The sequence below is a fragment of the Sulfitobacter sp. S190 genome (assembly GCF_025141935.1).
In the GTDB taxonomy this organism is placed as follows: Bacteria; Pseudomonadota; Alphaproteobacteria; order Rhodobacterales; family Rhodobacteraceae; genus Sulfitobacter.
The window spans coordinates 2,290,977-2,308,861 of the sequence record NZ_CP081120.1 but is presented as its reverse complement, the minus strand read 5'-3'; the positions used below and the strand labels follow the sequence as shown (position 1 = coordinate 2,308,861).

The following is a 17,885-nucleotide window of genomic DNA, read 5'->3' as shown; positions in this document are numbered from 1 at the left end:
CTTGGGTGGTCGGGCACGTTGGTCCTGCAACTGAAAAGACGTGAAAGGACATTACCATGGCCGAACGCCACCGATCCAATGACGGCACACGCGAAACCGAGAAATTCACCGATGACACCGCCGCTGCTGCACAGCAAGGGCGCGCGGGCGGTGATTTGCAGCGCGATGTCTCTACGCAGGACGAACGCAAGAGAGCGACCGAGGATCCCGAGGGTACGACACGCGTCACGGGCGAGGACAAACGCAACCACGGAGAAACCGGATGAGCACCTTGACCCAAGATACGTGGGTGCTGATCGCCGACGGCGAGAAGGCCCTGTTTCTCGTCAATCGCACCGACGCGGCAAACCCGCATCTGGATGTGATCCGCACGGAAGAGCAGGACAACCCACCAAACCGCGAACAGGCGGCCAACAGACCCGGCCGTTTCAACGACGGCCCGTCCACCCATCGCTCTGCGGTGCAGGACACAGATTGGCACCAGTTGGCCAAGGACCGTTTTGCCGGCGATCTGGCCGATATTCTCTATCGCAGGGCGCACGCGCAGGATTTTGACCGTATTGTCCTGGTCGCGGACCCATCGACGCTGGGCGAGCTGCGCAAGGAGTTGCATCAGGAGGTGACCGACAAGGTCGTCGGCGAGGTGCCGAAAACCCTGACGAACCATCCGGTCGAGGAAATCGAGAAAATCGTTTCCGCCGAGCTGGAAGCAGCATGAGTTTAATCCACGAAGGTGCGGCCCTGACAGGGCCGCGCCTTTACCCTTTTATCGCGCCCTCGATCGAGCGCAGAGCCGCGGGCGCATCCGCCACCACGGTGAAATACTCCAGCAGTGACGCGTCGGCGAACCCCTGATCCACGACGTGACGCAAGACGTCGAGAAGTGGATCCCAATATCCATTGGTATTCACGATCACCACGGGTTTCGCGTGCAGCGCCAGCTGCCGCCATGTCAGCACTTCGAAAAGCTCGTCCAACGACCCCGCACCCCCCGGCAGCAGCACAACGGCATCGCAATTCATGAACATGACCTTTTTGCGCTCATGCATGGTCTCGGTCACGATGTAGCGGGTCAGATCGGTCTTGCCGACTTCCCAGTCGACAAGGTGACGCGGAATGACCCCGAAGGTATCGCCGCCCGCATCCTGCGCGGCGTGCGCCACCGCGCCCATCAACCCCACATCGCCCGCGCCATAGACCAGCCGCCAGCCCCGTCCGGCCAACTCCGCGCCAAGCGTACGCGCATCCGCGACATAGGCGGGATCCCCACCCGTGCGGGAGCCACAAAAAACGCAGACGGAAATCATTGGCATAAAAGCCTCCATTGACGGAAAACGGGGCGCGCACGCAGACGTATTTTGACCCGTGATACAGCCTCCGCTACAAAGCCTCAACGGGACGTCCGAAGGGGCGCCGGGGGGAGACGATCAAGATGAGCAAAGTGCTGGCCGCATTGGGCGGAAATACAGGTGCCGTTTTGGCAGGCGGCGTGGTGGCCTGCGCAGTAATCGCTGGCGCCTATATCGCGCTCAACGATCCGGCGCTGACGCCACCGCCTGACAGAAATGCGGCCGCACCCGAAACACCAGCCCCCAGAACGAACGCGCCCAAAACACCTGCGCCTGTGGCGACACAAACCGAAGATTCTGAACCGACCACGCAAACAGCCGAAGATCCCGCGCCGCAGCCATCGTTCCCCAGCTTTGACGAGGTACGCCGCGAAGAGGACGGCACGACCGTGATCGCTGGACGTGCGGAAGCCGGCAGCACCGTGCGCATTCTGGTCGATGGCGAGCAGGTGGCCGAAACGCAGGCCGACGGGCAGGGCGGGTTTGCAGCACTCGCCACATTGCCCGCAAGCCCGCAGCCGCAGGTCGTGACCCTGTCCGCACAGCCGCTGGACGCAGACACGGCCATCGTATCTTCGGATGAGATCATTCTCACACCGCGCCCCGCGGTCGACGTCGCGGCCACCGCTGCCCCCGATATGCCGGCGCCTGTGCCGACCCAAAACGCCCCCGTGACTGCCGAGGCGGCGCCGCGGCCGGCGGCACCCTCGGAAGGGGTGCAAACGGCGGACGCGACAGCGCCCCAACTGGACCGGCCCGATGCCGACGACACCGCAGAGCAGGTTGCGGTGCTGCAGTCGGACGCGCAAGGCGTGCGACTGCTGAACACCCCATCGCCCGAGGTGATGACAAATGTGGCGATCGACACGATCGGCTATTCCGACGTGGGCGATGTACAGCTCGCGGGGCGGGCGCAGGACGAGGCGGTGCAGGTCCGCGTGTATCTCGACAATGCATCGGTGATTACATTGCCCGTGGGCGCGGACGGCCGGTGGCAGGGCGATCTGCCCGACGTGGACGAGGGCATCTATACGCTGCGCGTGGACGAGGTCACCCCCGACGGACGGATCAGCAGCCGAGTCGAGACACCGTTCAAACGCGAATCCGCGCAAACGCTGGCGCAGGCGAGCCTGTCGTCGACGGGGCCGATCAAGGCCATCACGGTTCAGAAAGGCGCGACGCTCTGGGCCATCGCACGTGATCGATACGGGGACGGAACCCTGTTCGTGCGGGTGTTCGATGCCAATTCGGACGCCATACGCGACCCCGACCTGATCTATCCCGGTCAGGTTTTCGATTTGCCGGACTGAAATCGGGCGTTCGGCGGCGGATTAAACGGTCGATCCGGTGGCAGTCCGCGGGCAGGTGACCTATGTAGCGACAGGACCCATAGGATAGCTCATGTCGCCAAACAACGCCCGAACGTCTGCTACAGACGCTGCATCGCAGACCGAAACATCCCCCCAAGCCGCCGAAGATGACGCCGTCGCCAAGGAGCGGCAGTCCGCCCTTTTGGTGCTGCGCAAGGTGGCGCCCTATCTCTGGCCCAAGGCGCCGGAGATGGGATGGGTGCGCCAGCGGGTCGTCTGGGCGATGCTTGCGCTTGTCCTGTCCAAGGCGGTGTCGGTCATCACGCCGCTGTTCTACCGCGACGCGACGGATGTGCTGGCGGGCGAGGGCGTGCCGATGGTTGCGCTGGGTGCAATCGGCCTGACCGTGGCCTACGGTCTCGCGCGTCTGATGAACGTGGGGTTCCAACAGCTGCGGGACGCGATCTTTACCCGCGTGGGGCAGCGCGCGCTGCGTACCCTCGCGCTCGAGACATTCGAGCATATCCACAAACTCTCCATGCGCTATCATATCACCCGCAAGACGGGCGGGCTGAGCCGGATCATCGAAAGAGGCGTCAAGGGCGTCGAATTCCTGCTGCGCTTCTTGCTGTTCAACATCGGGCCGCTCATCCTTGAATTGCTGCTGATCGGGATCATCCTGACGATCCTGTTCGATGTGACCTACCTGCTGGTGGTTGCGGCCACGATCGGGCTTTATATCTGGTTCACCTTCACGGTCAGCGAATGGCGCGTGAAGCTGCGCCGGGTGATGAACGATCAGGATACCGATGCCAACCAGAAGGCAATCGACAGCCTTCTGAACTACGAAACGGTGAAGTATTTCGGAGCCGAGGCCCGCGAGGCGCATCGCTATGACATGGCAATGGCAGGCTACGAAGAGGCGGCGATCAAGACGAATTACTCGCTCGCGTTCCTGAACTTCGGACAATCGGTTATCATCACTGCGGGATTGGTCGGCGTGATGGTCATGGCGGCCATCGGGGTGCAAAACGGTGACCTGACGGTGGGTGATTTCGTCATGGTCAACGCGTATATGATCCAGATCACCGTGCCGTTGAACTTTCTGGGCACCGTGTACCGCGAAATCCGTCAGGCGCTTGTCGACATGGGCGAGATGTTCGACCTGTTGGAGCAGCCGGCGGAAATTTCGGACAAGCCGGATGCGGCTGCGTTGAAAGTTGATGGGGGGCGCGTCACGCTCGACAATGTGCGCTTTGGCTACAATCCGGACCGCGAAATCCTCAAGGGTGTGAGCATCGAGGCCAAACCCGGTGAAATGGTCGCCATCGTGGGCTCCACCGGATCGGGCAAGTCCACCGTCGGGCGTCTGCTGTTTCGCTTCTACGATGTGCAGTCGGGCAGTCTGCGGATTGACGGGCAGGATGTCCGCGACGTGACACAGCGCTCCTTGCACGACAATATAGGCGTGGTGCCGCAGGACACCGTCCTGTTCAATGATACCATCGGCTATAACATCGCCTATGGCCGTGACGGCGCGACGCAGGCCGATGTGGAAGACGCCGCGCGCGCCGCCCAAATCCACGATTTCATCACGCGGTTGCCCGATGGCTACGACACGACGGTTGGCGAACGGGGCCTGAAACTGTCGGGCGGCGAAAAGCAGCGGGTCGGCATCGCCCGCACGCTGCTCAAGAACCCACCGATCCTGTTGCTGGACGAGGCGACATCGGCGCTCGATTCCGAAACAGAGCACGAGATCCAGGATGCATTGCGCCAGGCGGGGCGGGGACGCACGGTTTTGACCATCGCCCACCGGTTGAGCACCGTCGCCGAAGCGGACCGTATCGTGGTGCTGGAGCAGGGCGAGGTCGTAGAACAGGGCACCCACGACGAGCTGCTGGCGCGCGAAGGACGCTACGCGCAGCTGTGGCAACGCCAGCAGAATGAAGAGTAAGCAAAGCAAATATCCCGTCACGCCCGACGGACGGTATTTCGTATCCAAGGGGCGCCTGTGGCGTTGCACGGATCCCCGGCTGGACGACAGCACCCGCCGCGCGGCTGTCAAACGCCTGATGCAGGGGCGGCGTGCGGTGCGCTTTGCCCAAACTGACGCAGAAACGGCGCAGGCACGGGCGGAGGTGGACGCGGCCAAACATACGCTGGGCGAACGCGGCCCCGTCTGGTGGGACGACGGGGCACCGGACGAGGGCGGCAAACACCCCAAGAACACCGGCTATGCCGCCTGGTGGGACGCGCTTGCACCCGACGTTCAGATCACTGGAGATCCCAAAGCCAAACCCGCCCCCTGAGGGAAGATTTGACGATGGTTATTGGACGCGCTGGCCGAACAGCGCCGGTCTGCATCACTCTTCGGCGACGGCCTTGCTGGTGAGTTTGTCCAGCGCACCGGTCATCATGGCGATATACTTGGCATCCGCAGGCAACCCGTGGGTCTGCGCCAGTGTCGCCGGATCGTGATACGCCACGTGCACGACACCTTCCGCATCTGCGTAGGCCAGAACGCGCAGCGGCAGGTCAAGCCCCGCCGTCTGGCCGTCGAGCATCGCGGGTGTACCCAGCTTGGGGTTGCCAAAGATCAGCAGTTGCGTCGGGCGCAGCTCCATATCGACCTTGGCGGCACCGGCCGCGTGATCGACCCGTGCAAACACGGTCGCCCCGGCACCTTCCACGGCGGCGGCGAGCCGGTCTATCGTCACGTCGACCGAATGAGGGCTGGTCTTCTCGACCATTTCTGCGAATGCGGATTGGGCCATTGTGACAACTCCGATCGTGGCAGCTAGGGCGATATGGGAAAGGCGGGCGCGCATGGGATGGCTCCTTGAGGTAATTGCGATACCCACAAAGCATAGCGCCCCCGCCGGGTGGGGCGAGGGCGCGATCAGGTCACATTGAGGTGAGCGGCGTTATTCTGCCGGATTGAGCTGTTTTTGCGGGCGCATGTTCGACAAGGCCTCGTCGCTCCAGATCAGGTCATCCTCGGCCGTGCGGCGCGCATCGCGTTGCAGCGCCCAGTCACGTGCCGCACGGCTGGCGCGGCCCATCGACATCTTGGCCAGAAGCTGCGCGATCCAGCGGGCATAGGTCGTGGCCCAGACCCGGATCGCGAGCAGGGACGGCGTAACCATCAGCGTCAGAACCGTGGCAATGCCGAGCCCGAAAACCACCGCCGTCGCCAGCTGCTTCCACCACAGCGCCGTGGGGCTGTCGATGGTATAGCCGCCCTCGGCAAAATTGAGCGACAGCCCGAACATCATGGGCGCGAGCCCCGCCATCGTGGTGATTGTCGTCAGCAGAACTGGCCGGATCCGCGCCTGTGCAGTGCGGATGATCGCCTCGATCCGTGGCATATAGCGTTCGTATTCCTGATAGGTGTCGATCAGGATGATGTTGTTGTTCACCACGATCCCCGCCAGCGCCACAATCCCTGTTCCGGTCATGATGATGCTGAAGGTCTGGTCCATCACCAGCATCCCGATCAGGACACCCGTGGTCGACAGCACCACCGCAAGCAACACCAGCACAGCGTTGTAGAAGGAATTGAATTGCGCCAGCAGGATGATGAACATCAGACCCAGCGCTGCGGTGAAGGCGGATTGCAGGAAGGCACCCGATTCAGCCTGGTCTTCCTGATCGCCTGTCCATTCGGTCGCAATACCATCCGCCAGCGGATCGGTCTCGAGCCATTTGCTGATCTCGGCAATCCGTTCGTTCGCGTTGATCGGCACGAGCCTGATCGACTGGTCATCGTAGGCATCCTGCAGATCGGTATCGCCGGCCGCGTCCGTGCGGTCGGTGATCTTGTAGCGGGTGGCTTCCAGATCGGTGAAATCGGCATCGAGGCCCGCAGGGCGCAGGGTGGCCAGCGTGACCTCGTCCTCACCGGTGCCGCTGACCGCCTTCATCAGGCCGACCGTAACGTCCGCCTTCACGTCCATATAGCGCTTTTGGTCAATGCGGTTGATCTCGGCGAGCTTGGGGACAGGGGTGCGTGTGATGAAGTTGGAGAGCGGGATCAACCCGTCAGGGGTGCGCACCTTGAGTGTATCGAGCGTGGACAGGACCCGGTCGCTTTCGGGCAGGCGCACGCGGATCTCGATCTCCTCGTCAGAAGTATCGACGCGCATGGTGTCCAGCAACAGCCCGCGGGTGACCAGCTGTACCATCGCCCCGACACTCAGCACGTCGGCGCCGTAACGGCCCGCTTTTTCCACATCGACGTCGATCTGCCAGTCGATGCCGGGCAGGGGGCGTGTATCCTCGATCAGCGTCAGACCCGGCACTGTATCGAAATGCGCACGGGCAATGCCGGTCGCCGTTATCAATTCGTCAAGGCTGTTGCCGGTCATCCGCAGATGCACCGGTTTGCCCGATGCCGGCCCGCGGTCCAGTGACAGCACTTCAATGCCGATACCGGGGATGTTTTCCAGCTGTTCGGTGAGTTCGGCGATAATGATGTCACCGTCAAGCTCGGGGTTGAGCGCGCGGTCCGCCCAGGGAATGGTCTCGAACTGCACCTGACCGATCAGATCCTTCGGGGCCGCGCTGCCGCCTGTGTTGCTGTCCAGCCCGCCTTCACCCGCAAAGGCAAACGCGGTGGCGATGCCGGGATGCGCCACGACGACCTCTTCGGCCTGTCGCAGCAGATCGTCCTTTTCTTCCAGCGACAGGTTGCCCCGCGCCAGCACATAGACGATGGCCTGTTCAGGTTCGGATTCGACAAAGAATTCCACGCCCTTGCTGTTGTTAGAGAAGTAGATCAGCACCGATCCCACAAAGACGAAGACCACACCGCACATGACGAGAGGCATGACCGGATTGCCGGTGATCCCTTCGATCACACGGCCAAAGAAAGACCGTTTGTAGCCTGCCTGAATGCGGTCCGGTTCCTTGCGGAACAGCTTTGATGTCAACCAGCGCCCGCCGCGCCCCATGCGGGTCACGATTGCAAAAAGCGCGATGAGCCCGAGAATGAAGCCCCCCAGCGCGATCAACAGAACCGCGGCCGCCACAACCACCAGCGCAAAGACGGAGGCAAGCGTCGGGATCACGGAGCCCGGCAGGTTCAGACCGTCCATCTGGCCCAGCAGCGACCCCATCCAGCCGAACAGCAGACCGGGCGCTCCCGGCCCCTGCGGCGCCAGCAGCACCATCGCCGGCAGCAGCATGAGGAACACACCGAAGAAAAGGGCCGCGTGCAGGTACCAGCGCAGCTCTGCAATCCGCAGCAGATTGGCGGCCATCCATTGCTCCAGCCGCCCGGTTACCCCGCCCAGAACGGGCAGATAGACCAAGGCCACCACCAACGATGCCGACAGGACAAAGATCAGCGTCACGGGCAACATGCCCATGAACTCGCCCGGCACACCGGGCCAGAACAGCATCGGCAGAAACGCACAAAGCGTGGTCGCCGTGGACGAAATGATCGGCCAGAACATCCGCTTTGCGGCCTCGACATAGGCCCGCATGGGGCCTTCGCCCTGCTGTTGGCGGGCATCGGCGTATTCGACCACCACGATCGCCCCGTCGACAAGCATCCCCACGGCGAGGATCAGACCGAACATCACGATATTCGAGATCGAAATCCCCATGACCGCCAGAAAGGCGAAACACAAAAGGAATGATGTCGGGATCGCAAATCCGACAAGCAGTGCCGCGCGGATGCCGAGCGCCGCCAGCACCACAATCATTACGAGCGCCACGGCGGTAAAGACCGAACCGAGCAACTGCTGGACCATGCTGTCGACGACGCGGCTCTGGTCGTTTGACGTGCCGACTTCGACCGCGGCTTTCAACCCGTCGGGCCAGTCGGCGCTTTTCTCGGCCACCAGTTCCTTGACCGCGGCGGAGGTCTGGATCAGGTTGAACCCCTTGCGCTTGACCACCTGCAAGGCGACCGTGCTTTCGCCATTGAACCGTGCGGTTCCGGTGCGGTCCTCGAACGTCAGATTGATTTGCGCCAGATCGCCCAGTGTCACGACCCGGTCGCCGTTTGTCTTGACCGGCAGATCGTAGACATCGCGCGGCTCGTCAAAGCTCGAGGGGATCTTGACCGCGAATGTACCGTTCGCGCTTTCGACCTCGCCCGCAGCGATCAACTGGTTGTTGTTCTGGACGGTCTGGATCAGCTCGCTTGCCGTCACATCATAGGCTTCCAGCTTGAGCGGATCGATCAGCACTTCGAGCATCTCGTCGCGGTTGCCGGCAATCCCCGCCTCCAATACCGCATCCATCGCTTCGAGATCATCCTGAAGCGCCTTGGCAAAGCGCGCCATCGTGCGCTCGGGCACCGGTCCGGTCAGGTTGACGATGATGATCGGAAATTCGGAGAAGTTGATCTCGTTGATCGTGTAGGTTTCGGCCCCTTCGGGAAAATCGGCCTCGGCCGTCCCCATCGCATCGCGCACATCCGCAATGATCGCGGACTTGTCCCAGCCGAATTCGAATTCCAGCGCCAGACCGGCATAGTTTTCCGCTGCGGTGCCGGTCATTTTCTTCAAACCGTCAAGATCGGACAGCTCGTTTTCCATCGGTTTGAGCAGAAGCGTCTCGGCATCGGCGGCGGAAATGCCGGGGAAGGGGACGGAAACGAAAAGCGCGGGGATTTCGATGTCCGGCTCGCCCTCTTTGGGCAGCGTGGAATAGGCGTAGCCCCCCACGACGAGGCTCAGCAGGATGAAGGCCAGCACCATGCGGGCACGGCCCGCTGCCCAATCGACGATACCGCTCATTGGGTGACCTCGCGCGATGTGGCGTCGACGGTCACACCGTCAATGACGTATTCCTGACCCACGACAATCACATCCGCAATTTGCGGCAAACCGGTGACCCACACCCCGTCAGGCGCATCGCGCACCAGTGTGACGGGCACAAATCGCACAACGGCCTCATCATTCACCGTGCGCACGCCCAGCGTGCCGTCATCATTCAGGGTCAGCGACGAGGACGGGATCAGATGCGCATTGGCCCCTTCCGAAGCGATCAGGATTTCGGCGGTCTGGCCGTCGCGGATGTTCAGATCGTCGTTGGGCACCTCGATCTCGGTCAGGAATGTCCGTGTCGCCGGATCGGCGGAGCGTGACAAGAAGGTGACCTCGCCCTGCACGGTATCGCCGCCCGCTGCCAGCCGCGCGGCGGCCATGGCCCCGACGCGGACGCGGTTGACTTCGGTCTCGGGCACGAAACCCACCAGCTTGATCGGGTCGAGCTGCAGGATGGTGGCGCATAGCGCACCGGGCTGTAGCAGGCTGCCAAGCTCGGCGGTATCACTCTCCAGAAGGCCGTCAAAAGGGGCGGCGATGGTCAGCCGGTCAATCTCGCTCTCGGCGGAGGCGACCGCCGCGCGCGCGGCCTCGATGCCCGAACGGGCCGCCCGCAAACCGGATTGCGCAGAACTGACGCCGGCCTGCGCCGCGGCAACGGCGGCATCGGCTCCTGCCACACGGGTTGTTGATGCAAAACCGCCCTCGCTCAATTTGGATGATGCGTTCTGGTTGATCCGTGCCTCTTCGAGCAGCGCACGCGCCTCCATCACACGCGCCTCGGATTCGGGTACGCGGGATTCTGCTTCGGCCAGACGGGCGCGCGCCTCTTCCAGCGCGGCGCCCCGTGTGCCCTTGTCGAGCACGCAAAGCTCTTGGCCGCGCGAAACCTGCGCCCCTTTTCGCAGGGGTTCGGAGATGACGATCGCGGATGTTTCGGCGCGCACGTCGACCTGCCGTGCGGCGGCGGTCTGGCCGCGCAGGACAACGGCACTGTCGATCTGCTGCGCACGGCTGCGTTGGACGACGACCTTCACCCGGCCCACAGGTGCCTGCGCGTCGGCACCGGCATCCCCGGTCTCGATCGTGGCTACGGCCTGTGCATCCTGCGGCGGTTCGTCTGCGGCAAAAAAACCGACAAGAGCCGCGCGTTCGAAGATCGCCAGATACAAGCCCCCCGCAAAAAGGGCTGCGGCCAGAATTGGAAATACACGCATGATGGTCCTCGTCGTGTCGGCGTCCGCTGGCGACTCGTCCGTCGGGCGCGTGGGGTGTCGTTGGGGAAGTATGTAGTAGTTTACAACTAAACTGACCAGTTCAGACTTGCGGTTTTGTGACTTTCGGCAGCCCGATGCCTCCGGCTTCGGCATCCGGGGGTCTTGGCTTGGCCGTCGGGCCGCGCTAATAGGGGCGAAAGACACCCCGGGGGGCAGTACCGCATGAGCGACACCGACAGTTTTATCGACGAAGTCACGGACGAGCTGCGGCGCGACCAGCTTTTCGCCAAGATGCGCCGCTATGCGCCCATCGCAGTCGCCGCCGTGCTGCTGCTGGTGGGGGGCGCTGCCTATAACGAATACCGCAAAGCCTCGACGCGCGCCGAAGCCGAAGCGCTGGGCGACGCGATGCTGGTGGCGCTCGACAGTTCCGAGGCGACGGAGCGTGCAGACGCGCTGGCCGACATATCGAGCGAAAACGCGCAGGCCGCGGCGGTCCTCAAACTGTTGACAGCGTCCGAGCAGATCTCGGCAGATGCCCGCGCAGAGGCGATAGCCAACCTGCAGGCCGTGGCCGGAAGTGGCGATGTGCCTTTGATCTACCGGCAGGTAGCGCAGTTCAAAGCATTGACATTGCAGACAGATACGCTGCCCGCGGCGGATCGGCGCGCGGGATTTGACGGGCTTGCGGGTGCTGGCGGTGCGCTGGGCCTGTTGGCGCGGGAACAGATTGCGCTGATCGAGATCGAAGAGGGCAACGCCGAAGCGGCCATCGCAACCTATCAGGACGTTCTAACGAGCGCCGAGGTCACACCGGACTTGCAACAACGTGCGTTGCAGGTGATTGTGGCGCTGGGCGGCGAGCCGGACTTTGACCGGATGGCAGACCCACAGGGCGCAGGCGCCCCAACCGACGAGACAGACGGCTAACCCGATCAAACGGGCATGAGTGGCGCATAAGACTGAAGTGAGCAGGCGATGACAGTGTTTCCGACCCTTTCCAGCAAATGGCACCGGATCGGTTTGCCCTGCGTGGCCTGTGCCGCCCTTCTGGGGGCCTGTGTCGAACCTGATCCGATCCTGCAAGGTGCGCGCGAAGATGTCCGCGCCGTGCTGCAAAATCCCGATGTTGCGACGCAAACAGCGCCCGAAAGCACCGGCAACCAGAGCAGGCCCATCGCCTTGCCCGCCGCCAGCACAAACGCAAACTGGACCCAGACCGTCGGCAGCCCCGGCACCCGTGTCGCCCATCCCGCCCTGCGCGCGACGCCCCAGTTGGTCTGGTCCGCAAACATCGGGCAGGGCGACAGCCGCAAGCAACGCATTACCGCCGATCCGGTTGTGTCTGACGGCCGTGTCTTCACGCTGGATGCGGAGGCTTTGCTGACGGCCACGTCGACGTCCGGCGCGACCCTGTGGTCCACCGATCTGCGCCCGGCCCGCGATAAAGAAGGCGAAGCGACAGGCGGTGGTGTCGTGGTCGCCGATGGTACGGTCTATGCCTCTTTGGGCTACGGCGTTCTGGCCGCGGTCGATGCCGCGAACGGTGTGGTCCGCTGGACCCAGCAACTTGACGCGACGGCCTCTGGCGCGCCGACGGTCGCGGGGGATCTCGTCTATGTGACATCGGGCGACGACACCGGCTGGGCCGTCAACCGCAGCGACGGGCGCGTGCGCTGGCAAATCAACGCCTCCGATGACGCAAGCAATGTGCTTGGTGCGCCGGCCCCCGCGATCAGCGGCGATCTGGCTGTTTTCGCCTTTGGCTCCGGCGAAGTGCAGGGCGTGTTCCGGCAAGGCGGGCTCAACCGTTGGGATGCGTCGGTTCTGGGCAAACGGCCCGGCCGTGCATTGTCGTCCATCTCCGATGTGACGTCCGCGCCCGTGATCTCTGGCGATACGGTGTACGTTGGCAACCAGTCGGGCCGTATCGTGGCACTCGGGCTTGCCAGCGGTGCCCGCCGCTGGACCGCACGCGAGGGTGCGGTGGGCCCCGTCTGGCCCGCGGGCGACAGCGTTTTTGCGGTGACGGATCTGAATGAACTGGTCCGGCTGGACGCCACAGACGGATCGCGCATCTGGGGTGTCGAATTGCCGAACTACGTCAAGCGCAAGCCCAGACGCCAAAGCCGCATCGTACCGCACAACGGGCCGATCATCGCTGGCGCTCGGGTGTACGTCGCGTCGGGGGATGGCCTGCTGCGCAGCTTCGATCCGACCAACGGCGCCGCGCTCGGCACCGTTGAAATCGCGGGCGGCGCGACAACGGCGCCGGTCGTTGCAGGTGGCACGCTTTACGTGGTGTCGTCCAAAGGGCAACTGCTGGCCTACCGCTAAGCGGGGTTTCCTAAGCGCATCAGATACGCTATGGCGCGGGTCTGATACGCATCGGAGCCTTCGACATGTCCTTCACCCTCGCCATCGTGGGGCGCCCAAATGTGGGCAAATCCACGCTGTTCAATCGCCTTGTGGGCAAACGTCTGGCGCTGGTTGACGACCAGCCCGGCGTGACGCGCGACCTGCGCGAAGGCGCCGCGCGACTGGCGGACCTGCGGTTTACCGTGATTGATACCGCCGGTCTGGAGGAAGTCACCGACGACAGCCTTCAGGGCCGGATGCGCCGGTTGACGGAGCGCGCCGTGGATATGGCCGACATCTGCCTGTTCATGGTGGACGCGCGGGTCGGCATCACGCCTTCCGATCTCGTCTTTGCCGAAATCCTGCGCAAGAGATCCGCACATGTCATCCTCGCCGCGAACAAAGCAGAGGGCGCCGCTGCCGACGGTGGCGTGATCGAGGCCTATTCGCTGGGTCTGGGCGAACCGATCCGTCTGTCGGCCGAGCATGGCGAGGGGCTCAACGATCTCTATACGCAGTTGATGCCACTGGCCGATGGCTTTGCCGAAAAGGCCCGCAACGACGCACCCGAAACGGATGTGGACCTGACCGAGGATGAAGCGGAACAGGAACCCGATGCCGTTCCCATGCCCACGCGCGCCAAACCTTTGCAGGTGGCTGTCGTCGGGCGTCCGAATGCGGGCAAGTCGACGCTGATCAATCAGATCCTGAAAGAAGACCGCCTGCTGACCGGTCCCGAGGCTGGGATCACCCGCGATGCGATTTCGCTCACGACAGAATGGGTCGGCCCCGATGGGGATGCCGTGCCGATGCGGATCTTCGACACGGCGGGCATGCGCAAGAAGGCCAAGGTTCAGGAAAAGCTCGAAAAGCTGAGCGTGTCCGATGGCTTGCGGGCAGTGAAATTCGCCGAGGTCGTCGTGGTGCTGCTGGATGCGGAAATCCCGTTTGAGCAACAGGACTTGCGCATCGCTGATCTGGCCGAACGCGAAGGCCGCGCCGTTGTGGTCGCGGTGAACAAGTGGGACATCGAGGAAGACCGCCAAGCCAAGCTCAAGGCGCTCAAGGAGAGTTTCGAGCGGTTGCTGCCACAGTTGCGCGGCGCGCCCCTGATCACCGTATCGGCAAAGACGGGCAGGGGCCTCGACCGGCTGCACCAGGCGATCATGCGCGCCTATGACGTGTGGAACCGCCGTGTCACCACTGCCCAGCTGAACCGCTGGATGTCGGGCATGATGGAGGCCCATCCGCCCCCAGCACCGCAGGGCAAGCGGATCAAGCTGCGCTACATGACACAGGCCAAGACCCGTCCACCGGGCTTCGTGGTGATGTGCAGCCATCCCGACAAGGTTCCTGAAAGCTACAGCAGGTATCTGGTCAACGGGCTGCGCGTCGATTTTGACATGCCCGGAACGCCCATCCGCCTGTGGATGCGCGGCCAGTCTGATGCAAACCCCTACAAGGGCCGCAAAAAGGCCGCGCCATCAAAGCTGCGCAAGCACACCGACGGGCGGCGCAAGGACTAGGCGCGCCACGCCTTGTAGGTGGGAACCAGCAAGGCGATCGCGCCCCCCGCGGCCAGTGCGGCCACGGTGCTGTTGCCGCCCATGTTCTGTACGACCACGGCGATCAGCGCCCAGATGACCGCGATGCCGTAGCTGGGCGCGCGGCGCAGCTGCGTCTGTACGGCCGACGCGATCACCAAAGCGAGGAATATGGCCCCGAGCGCCGCCGTGCCTTCGGAGACATAGCCATAACCCGCCGCCAGCAATCCCAGCGATACGCAGGACGCGGCACTCAGCCAGCCCGCGTACAGGCCCACAGGCAAGGCCGCGAACCAGCCATCATCCACCGGGGAGCGGAACAGCGCGACAAGCGCTGAGATCAGCATGATCCAGATCAGCAACGCGGCCCAGACCGGGCTTGCCACCGCCACCGCCAGCCACGCGGTTCCGACCGCCAGCGAAACTGCGAGCGGGCCCCGCATGGCATGCCACGCGGCGTCGTCACGTCGCTTCCACACGCCGAACCCCAATCCGACGACCAGCCATAGATAGATCAGCCCCCAGATCCCGAAGGCGTATCCGGCAGGCTGGACCGCCGGGTCTTCTTGGGGGACGGGGAACTGATCGGCATCAAATCCCCCGAAGTCCGGCACGAAAGCCGGGGAGGCTGCAAAAGTGATGGCGAGTGCGAAACACACGAAGGCGAGCAGGGGGCGGGACATGGTGGACCTTATTGATTTTCGAATCTGAACCTATGCGGGTATGCTGGGCCCATTCAATTATGCACTTAAAGCTACAGGGAATTTTGCCAATGGGACGGATCGCTATTTTCTGCGACGGCACCTGGAACAGCCCCACCATCGCACAGCCCACCCATGTCGTCAGTCTTTTCGACCACACGGCCATCACGGCCGAGCAGCGCACGGTTTACATCACGGGCGTGGGCACGCGGGCCCGCAACGCGGGCTTTTTGGCCGGGCTGGCCGACCGGATCGGCGGGGGGGCGTTCGGCTGGGGGCTGAACGACAATATCAAGCAGGCGTATCATTCGCTGTGTCTGCTGTACCGTCCGGGCGATGACATCATGATCTTCGGTTTTTCACGTGGGGCTTACACCGCGCGGTCACTTGCCGGGATGATCCGCAAATGCGGTATCCTGAAATCCCCGACGCCGGAAAACGTCGATGCGGCTTTCGATCTGTACCGGTTGGCGGGACCCGAAAATCATCCCGATGCGTTGCAGATCATCAAAGCGCGGCGCGCCCTGTCTCCCCACTATGCCACGTCGCAAGACGACGTGAACCACCGGTTGGTCAATCCGATCGACGATGATCCCGACGAACACCGCATCGTGCGAATCAGCTATCTGGGGATCTGGGACACGGTCGGCGCTTTGGGTATTCCCGCGCCCATTCTGGGACCGATCGCGGGGCTGTGGAATGGCAAGTACCGCTTTCACGATACCAAGCTGAGCCGGATTGTCAGTGCCGCGCGTCACGCCGTGGCGCTTGATGAGCGGCGTGTGTTTTACCGGCCCAGCCTTTGGGACAATTTGGAGGCCAGTCGCGATGATCCGGGCCGCAACGCCGGTGATCGTTCGGAAAATCGCAAGTTCAAACAGGTCTGGTTCACGGGCACCCACGCCATTGTCGGCGGATCGGATGCCGCACGCGGACTTGCCGGAGAATCGCTGGCTTGGATCGCGGAAGGCGCCCAGCAGGCGGGATTGGAAATGCGCGCAGGCAACATGCTCGATGCGCCGCTCGATCCTCTGGTTAACAGCCTGTCGCTGTCACAGCCGCCGTGGCTGTATCAGGTGGCGGGGCATCTGCTGAAATGGCGCGACGGGCCGGGCCACGACATCGATCTGCACGCCAGCGCAAAGGCGCGCGTGGAGGGGCGGCGCGATTACCGCCCCCGGTCGCTGCAAAATCTCATGCCGCACCTGTTCGACGCCTAGACCAGCTTTCCGTCCGCGCCGAGGGTGGATTTTCCGCCCAGATAGGCCGAGAGCACTTCAGGCAACACAACCGACCCGTCGGCACGTTGGCCGTTTTCAAGAACCGCGATCAGGCAGCGGCCCACGGCCAGCCCCGATCCGTTCAGCGTATGGACGAATTGTGGCTTGCCCCCGCCCTCGGGTTTGTAACGGGCGTTCATGCGGCGGGCCTGGAAATCGCCGGTTGTCGACACCGAACTGATCTCGCGGTAGGTGTTCTGGCCCGGCACCCACGCCTCGATATCGAAGGTCCGGCGCGCGCCAAAGCCCATGTCGCCGGTGCACAGGATCACGGTGCGGTAGGGAATGCCCAGTTTTTCCAATATGCCCTCGGCGCAGGACAGCATCCGTTTTTGTTCGTCATCGGATGCGTCAGGCAGGGTAACCGACACCATTTCGACCTTTTCGAACTGGTGCTGGCGCAACATGCCGGAGGTGTCGCGGCCCGCGCTGCCGGCTTCCGAGCGGAAACACAACGTATGGGCGGCCATCCGAAGCGGCAGAGCGGCAGCATCGAGTGTTTCGCCCGCAACCGAATACGTCAGCGGGACTTCGGAGGTTGGCACCAGCCACATGCCCTCTTCGGTGCGATAGCTCTCTTCGCCGAACTTGGGCAGCTTGTCGGTGCCGTACATCGCCTCGTCCCGAACCAGAACGGGGCTGTTGATTTCTGTTAGCCCGTTTTCGTCGACATGCGTGTCGATCATGAACTGCGCCAATGCACGGTGAATGCGCGCCACGGCCCCTTTGAGCATGACAAACCGCGCACCGGACGTCTTTGCCGCCGTTTCGAAATCCATGTTCGCGGCCACGCCGCCAATCTCGAAGTGCTCGACCGGATCGAAATCGAACGCAGGCTGCGTGCCCCAGCGTTTGACTTCGACATTATCGGATTCGTCTGCGCCTTGCGGAACATCGTCAGCGGCCAGATTGGGGATGCGCGCCAGCATGTCCGTCAATTGGGCATCAAGCTCCTTGGCCTCGGCGTTCATCCGGGCCACTTCGGCCTTCTTCTCGCCGACCAGTGCCCGCAGCCGCTCAAACTCGGCCTCGTCGCCCGATGCCTTTGCCGCACCGACCTGCTTGGAGGCGGCGTTCTGATCGGCCTGCGCCCCTTCGGCGGATTGGATCTTGGCGCGCCGCGCACTGTCGAGTGACAGGATCGAAGAGGACATCGGCGCATCGCCACGGCGCGCAAGGGCTGCGTCAAAAGCGTCCGGGTTTTCACGGATGGCACGAATGTCATGCATCGAAGATGTCCTCCTTAAAGTGAATCGTACTGGCCGCCTTATGGCGGATATTCCCGCGCGGTGGTAGAGCCTGCCAGACAACGCCGCAAAACCTGTGCAAAAGGCCCACAAACAC

Annotated in this window: 15 protein-coding genes; 9 read left to right on the top strand and 6 right to left on the bottom strand. The window is 63.2% G+C overall.

The annotated features are described in order from the left end of the window. The first annotated feature begins 56 nt into the window (after positions 1 to 56). A complete protein-coding gene (locus tag K3756_RS11585) occupies positions 57 to 266 on the top strand; it encodes a hypothetical protein (protein WP_259987542.1) in 210 nt (69 codons plus the stop codon). Continuing rightward, positions 263 to 718: a host attachment family protein gene (locus K3756_RS11580; protein ID WP_259987541.1), complete on the top strand. Its 456-nt coding sequence runs from the start codon at positions 263 to 265 to the stop codon at positions 716 to 718. Before K3756_RS11585 ends, K3756_RS11580 begins: the two co-directional genes overlap by 4 nt. A 40-nt stretch (positions 719 to 758) precedes the next feature. Here the strand turns inward: K3756_RS11580 and K3756_RS11575 are convergent, their stop codons facing one another. After that, on the bottom strand, positions 759 to 1,313 hold the full coding sequence (locus K3756_RS11575; RefSeq protein ID WP_259987540.1) for a TIGR00730 family Rossman fold protein: 555 nt from the start codon (positions 1,311 to 1,313) through the stop codon (positions 759 to 761). A 119-nt stretch (positions 1,314 to 1,432) separates the two neighbouring features. On the opposite strand from K3756_RS11575, the gene K3756_RS11570 reads away from it, so the two are divergent. From K3756_RS11570 to K3756_RS11560, 3 genes are all read left to right on the top strand, one after another. Next, a complete protein-coding gene (locus tag K3756_RS11570) occupies positions 1,433 to 2,659 on the top strand; it encodes a LysM peptidoglycan-binding domain-containing protein (RefSeq protein ID WP_259987538.1) in 1,227 nt (408 codons plus the stop codon). A 91-nt stretch (positions 2,660 to 2,750) separates the two neighbouring features. Next, positions 2,751 to 4,616: an ABC transporter ATP-binding protein/permease gene (locus K3756_RS11565; RefSeq protein WP_259987535.1), complete on the top strand. Its 1,866-nt coding sequence runs from the start codon at positions 2,751 to 2,753 to the stop codon at positions 4,614 to 4,616. Further along, positions 4,606 to 4,971, top strand: coding sequence for a hypothetical protein (locus K3756_RS11560; protein WP_259987533.1), 366 nt, complete (start codon positions 4,606 to 4,608; stop codon positions 4,969 to 4,971). The genes K3756_RS11565 and K3756_RS11560 overlap by 11 nt, the downstream gene beginning before the upstream one ends. Positions 4,972 to 5,025: 54 nt before the next feature. On the opposite strand, the gene K3756_RS11555 is transcribed toward K3756_RS11560, so the two are convergent. The 3 genes from K3756_RS11555 to K3756_RS11545 form a co-directional block, all read right to left on the bottom strand. Beyond that, positions 5,026 to 5,436, bottom strand: coding sequence for a DUF302 domain-containing protein (locus K3756_RS11555; protein WP_409202441.1), 411 nt, complete (start codon positions 5,434 to 5,436; stop codon positions 5,026 to 5,028). A gap of 150 nt (positions 5,437 to 5,586) precedes the next feature. Continuing rightward, entirely contained in the window at positions 5,587 to 9,411 is a 3,825-nt protein-coding gene (locus K3756_RS11550; protein ID WP_259987528.1) for an efflux RND transporter permease subunit, read from the bottom strand. After that, complete coding sequence (locus K3756_RS11545; protein WP_259987526.1) at positions 9,408 to 10,658, bottom strand: efflux RND transporter periplasmic adaptor subunit; 1,251 nt, start codon at positions 10,656 to 10,658, stop codon at positions 9,408 to 9,410. The genes K3756_RS11550 and K3756_RS11545 overlap by 4 nt, the downstream gene beginning before the upstream one ends. A gap of 222 nt (positions 10,659 to 10,880) precedes the next feature. Between K3756_RS11545 and K3756_RS11540 the strand changes: the two genes are divergently transcribed. From K3756_RS11540 to der, 3 genes are all read left to right on the top strand, one after another. Further along, positions 10,881 to 11,588, top strand: a complete 708-nt coding sequence (locus tag K3756_RS11540) for a hypothetical protein (RefSeq protein WP_259987524.1) — start codon at positions 10,881 to 10,883, stop codon at positions 11,586 to 11,588. A 48-nt stretch (positions 11,589 to 11,636) separates the two neighbouring features. Next, entirely contained in the window at positions 11,637 to 12,995 is a 1,359-nt protein-coding gene (locus tag K3756_RS11535; protein WP_259987522.1) for a PQQ-like beta-propeller repeat protein, read from the top strand. Between the two features lie 65 nt (positions 12,996 to 13,060). Then, positions 13,061 to 14,542 carry a ribosome biogenesis GTPase Der gene (der, locus tag K3756_RS11530; RefSeq protein WP_259987520.1) on the top strand — a complete coding sequence of 494 codons (1,482 nt, stop codon included), beginning with the start codon at positions 13,061 to 13,063 and terminating at the stop codon, positions 14,540 to 14,542. Here der and K3756_RS11525 read toward each other — a convergent pair. Then, complete coding sequence (locus K3756_RS11525) at positions 14,539 to 15,243, bottom strand: tryptophan-rich sensory protein (protein ID WP_259987518.1); 705 nt, start codon at positions 15,241 to 15,243, stop codon at positions 14,539 to 14,541. The genes der and K3756_RS11525 overlap by 4 nt on opposite strands. An 89-nt stretch (positions 15,244 to 15,332) precedes the next feature. On the opposite strand from K3756_RS11525, the gene K3756_RS11520 reads away from it, so the two are divergent. Next, the gene (locus K3756_RS11520; RefSeq protein WP_259987517.1) at positions 15,333 to 16,481 is read left to right on the top strand and encodes a DUF2235 domain-containing protein; all 1,149 of its coding nucleotides are present in this window, start codon (positions 15,333 to 15,335) and stop codon (positions 16,479 to 16,481) included. Here the strand turns inward: K3756_RS11520 and serS are convergent. Further along, positions 16,478 to 17,770: a serine--tRNA ligase gene (gene serS / locus K3756_RS11515; protein ID WP_259987515.1), complete on the bottom strand. Its 1,293-nt coding sequence runs from the start codon at positions 17,768 to 17,770 to the stop codon at positions 16,478 to 16,480. The genes K3756_RS11520 and serS overlap by 4 nt on opposite strands. Positions 17,771 to 17,885: the final 115 nt, after the last annotated feature.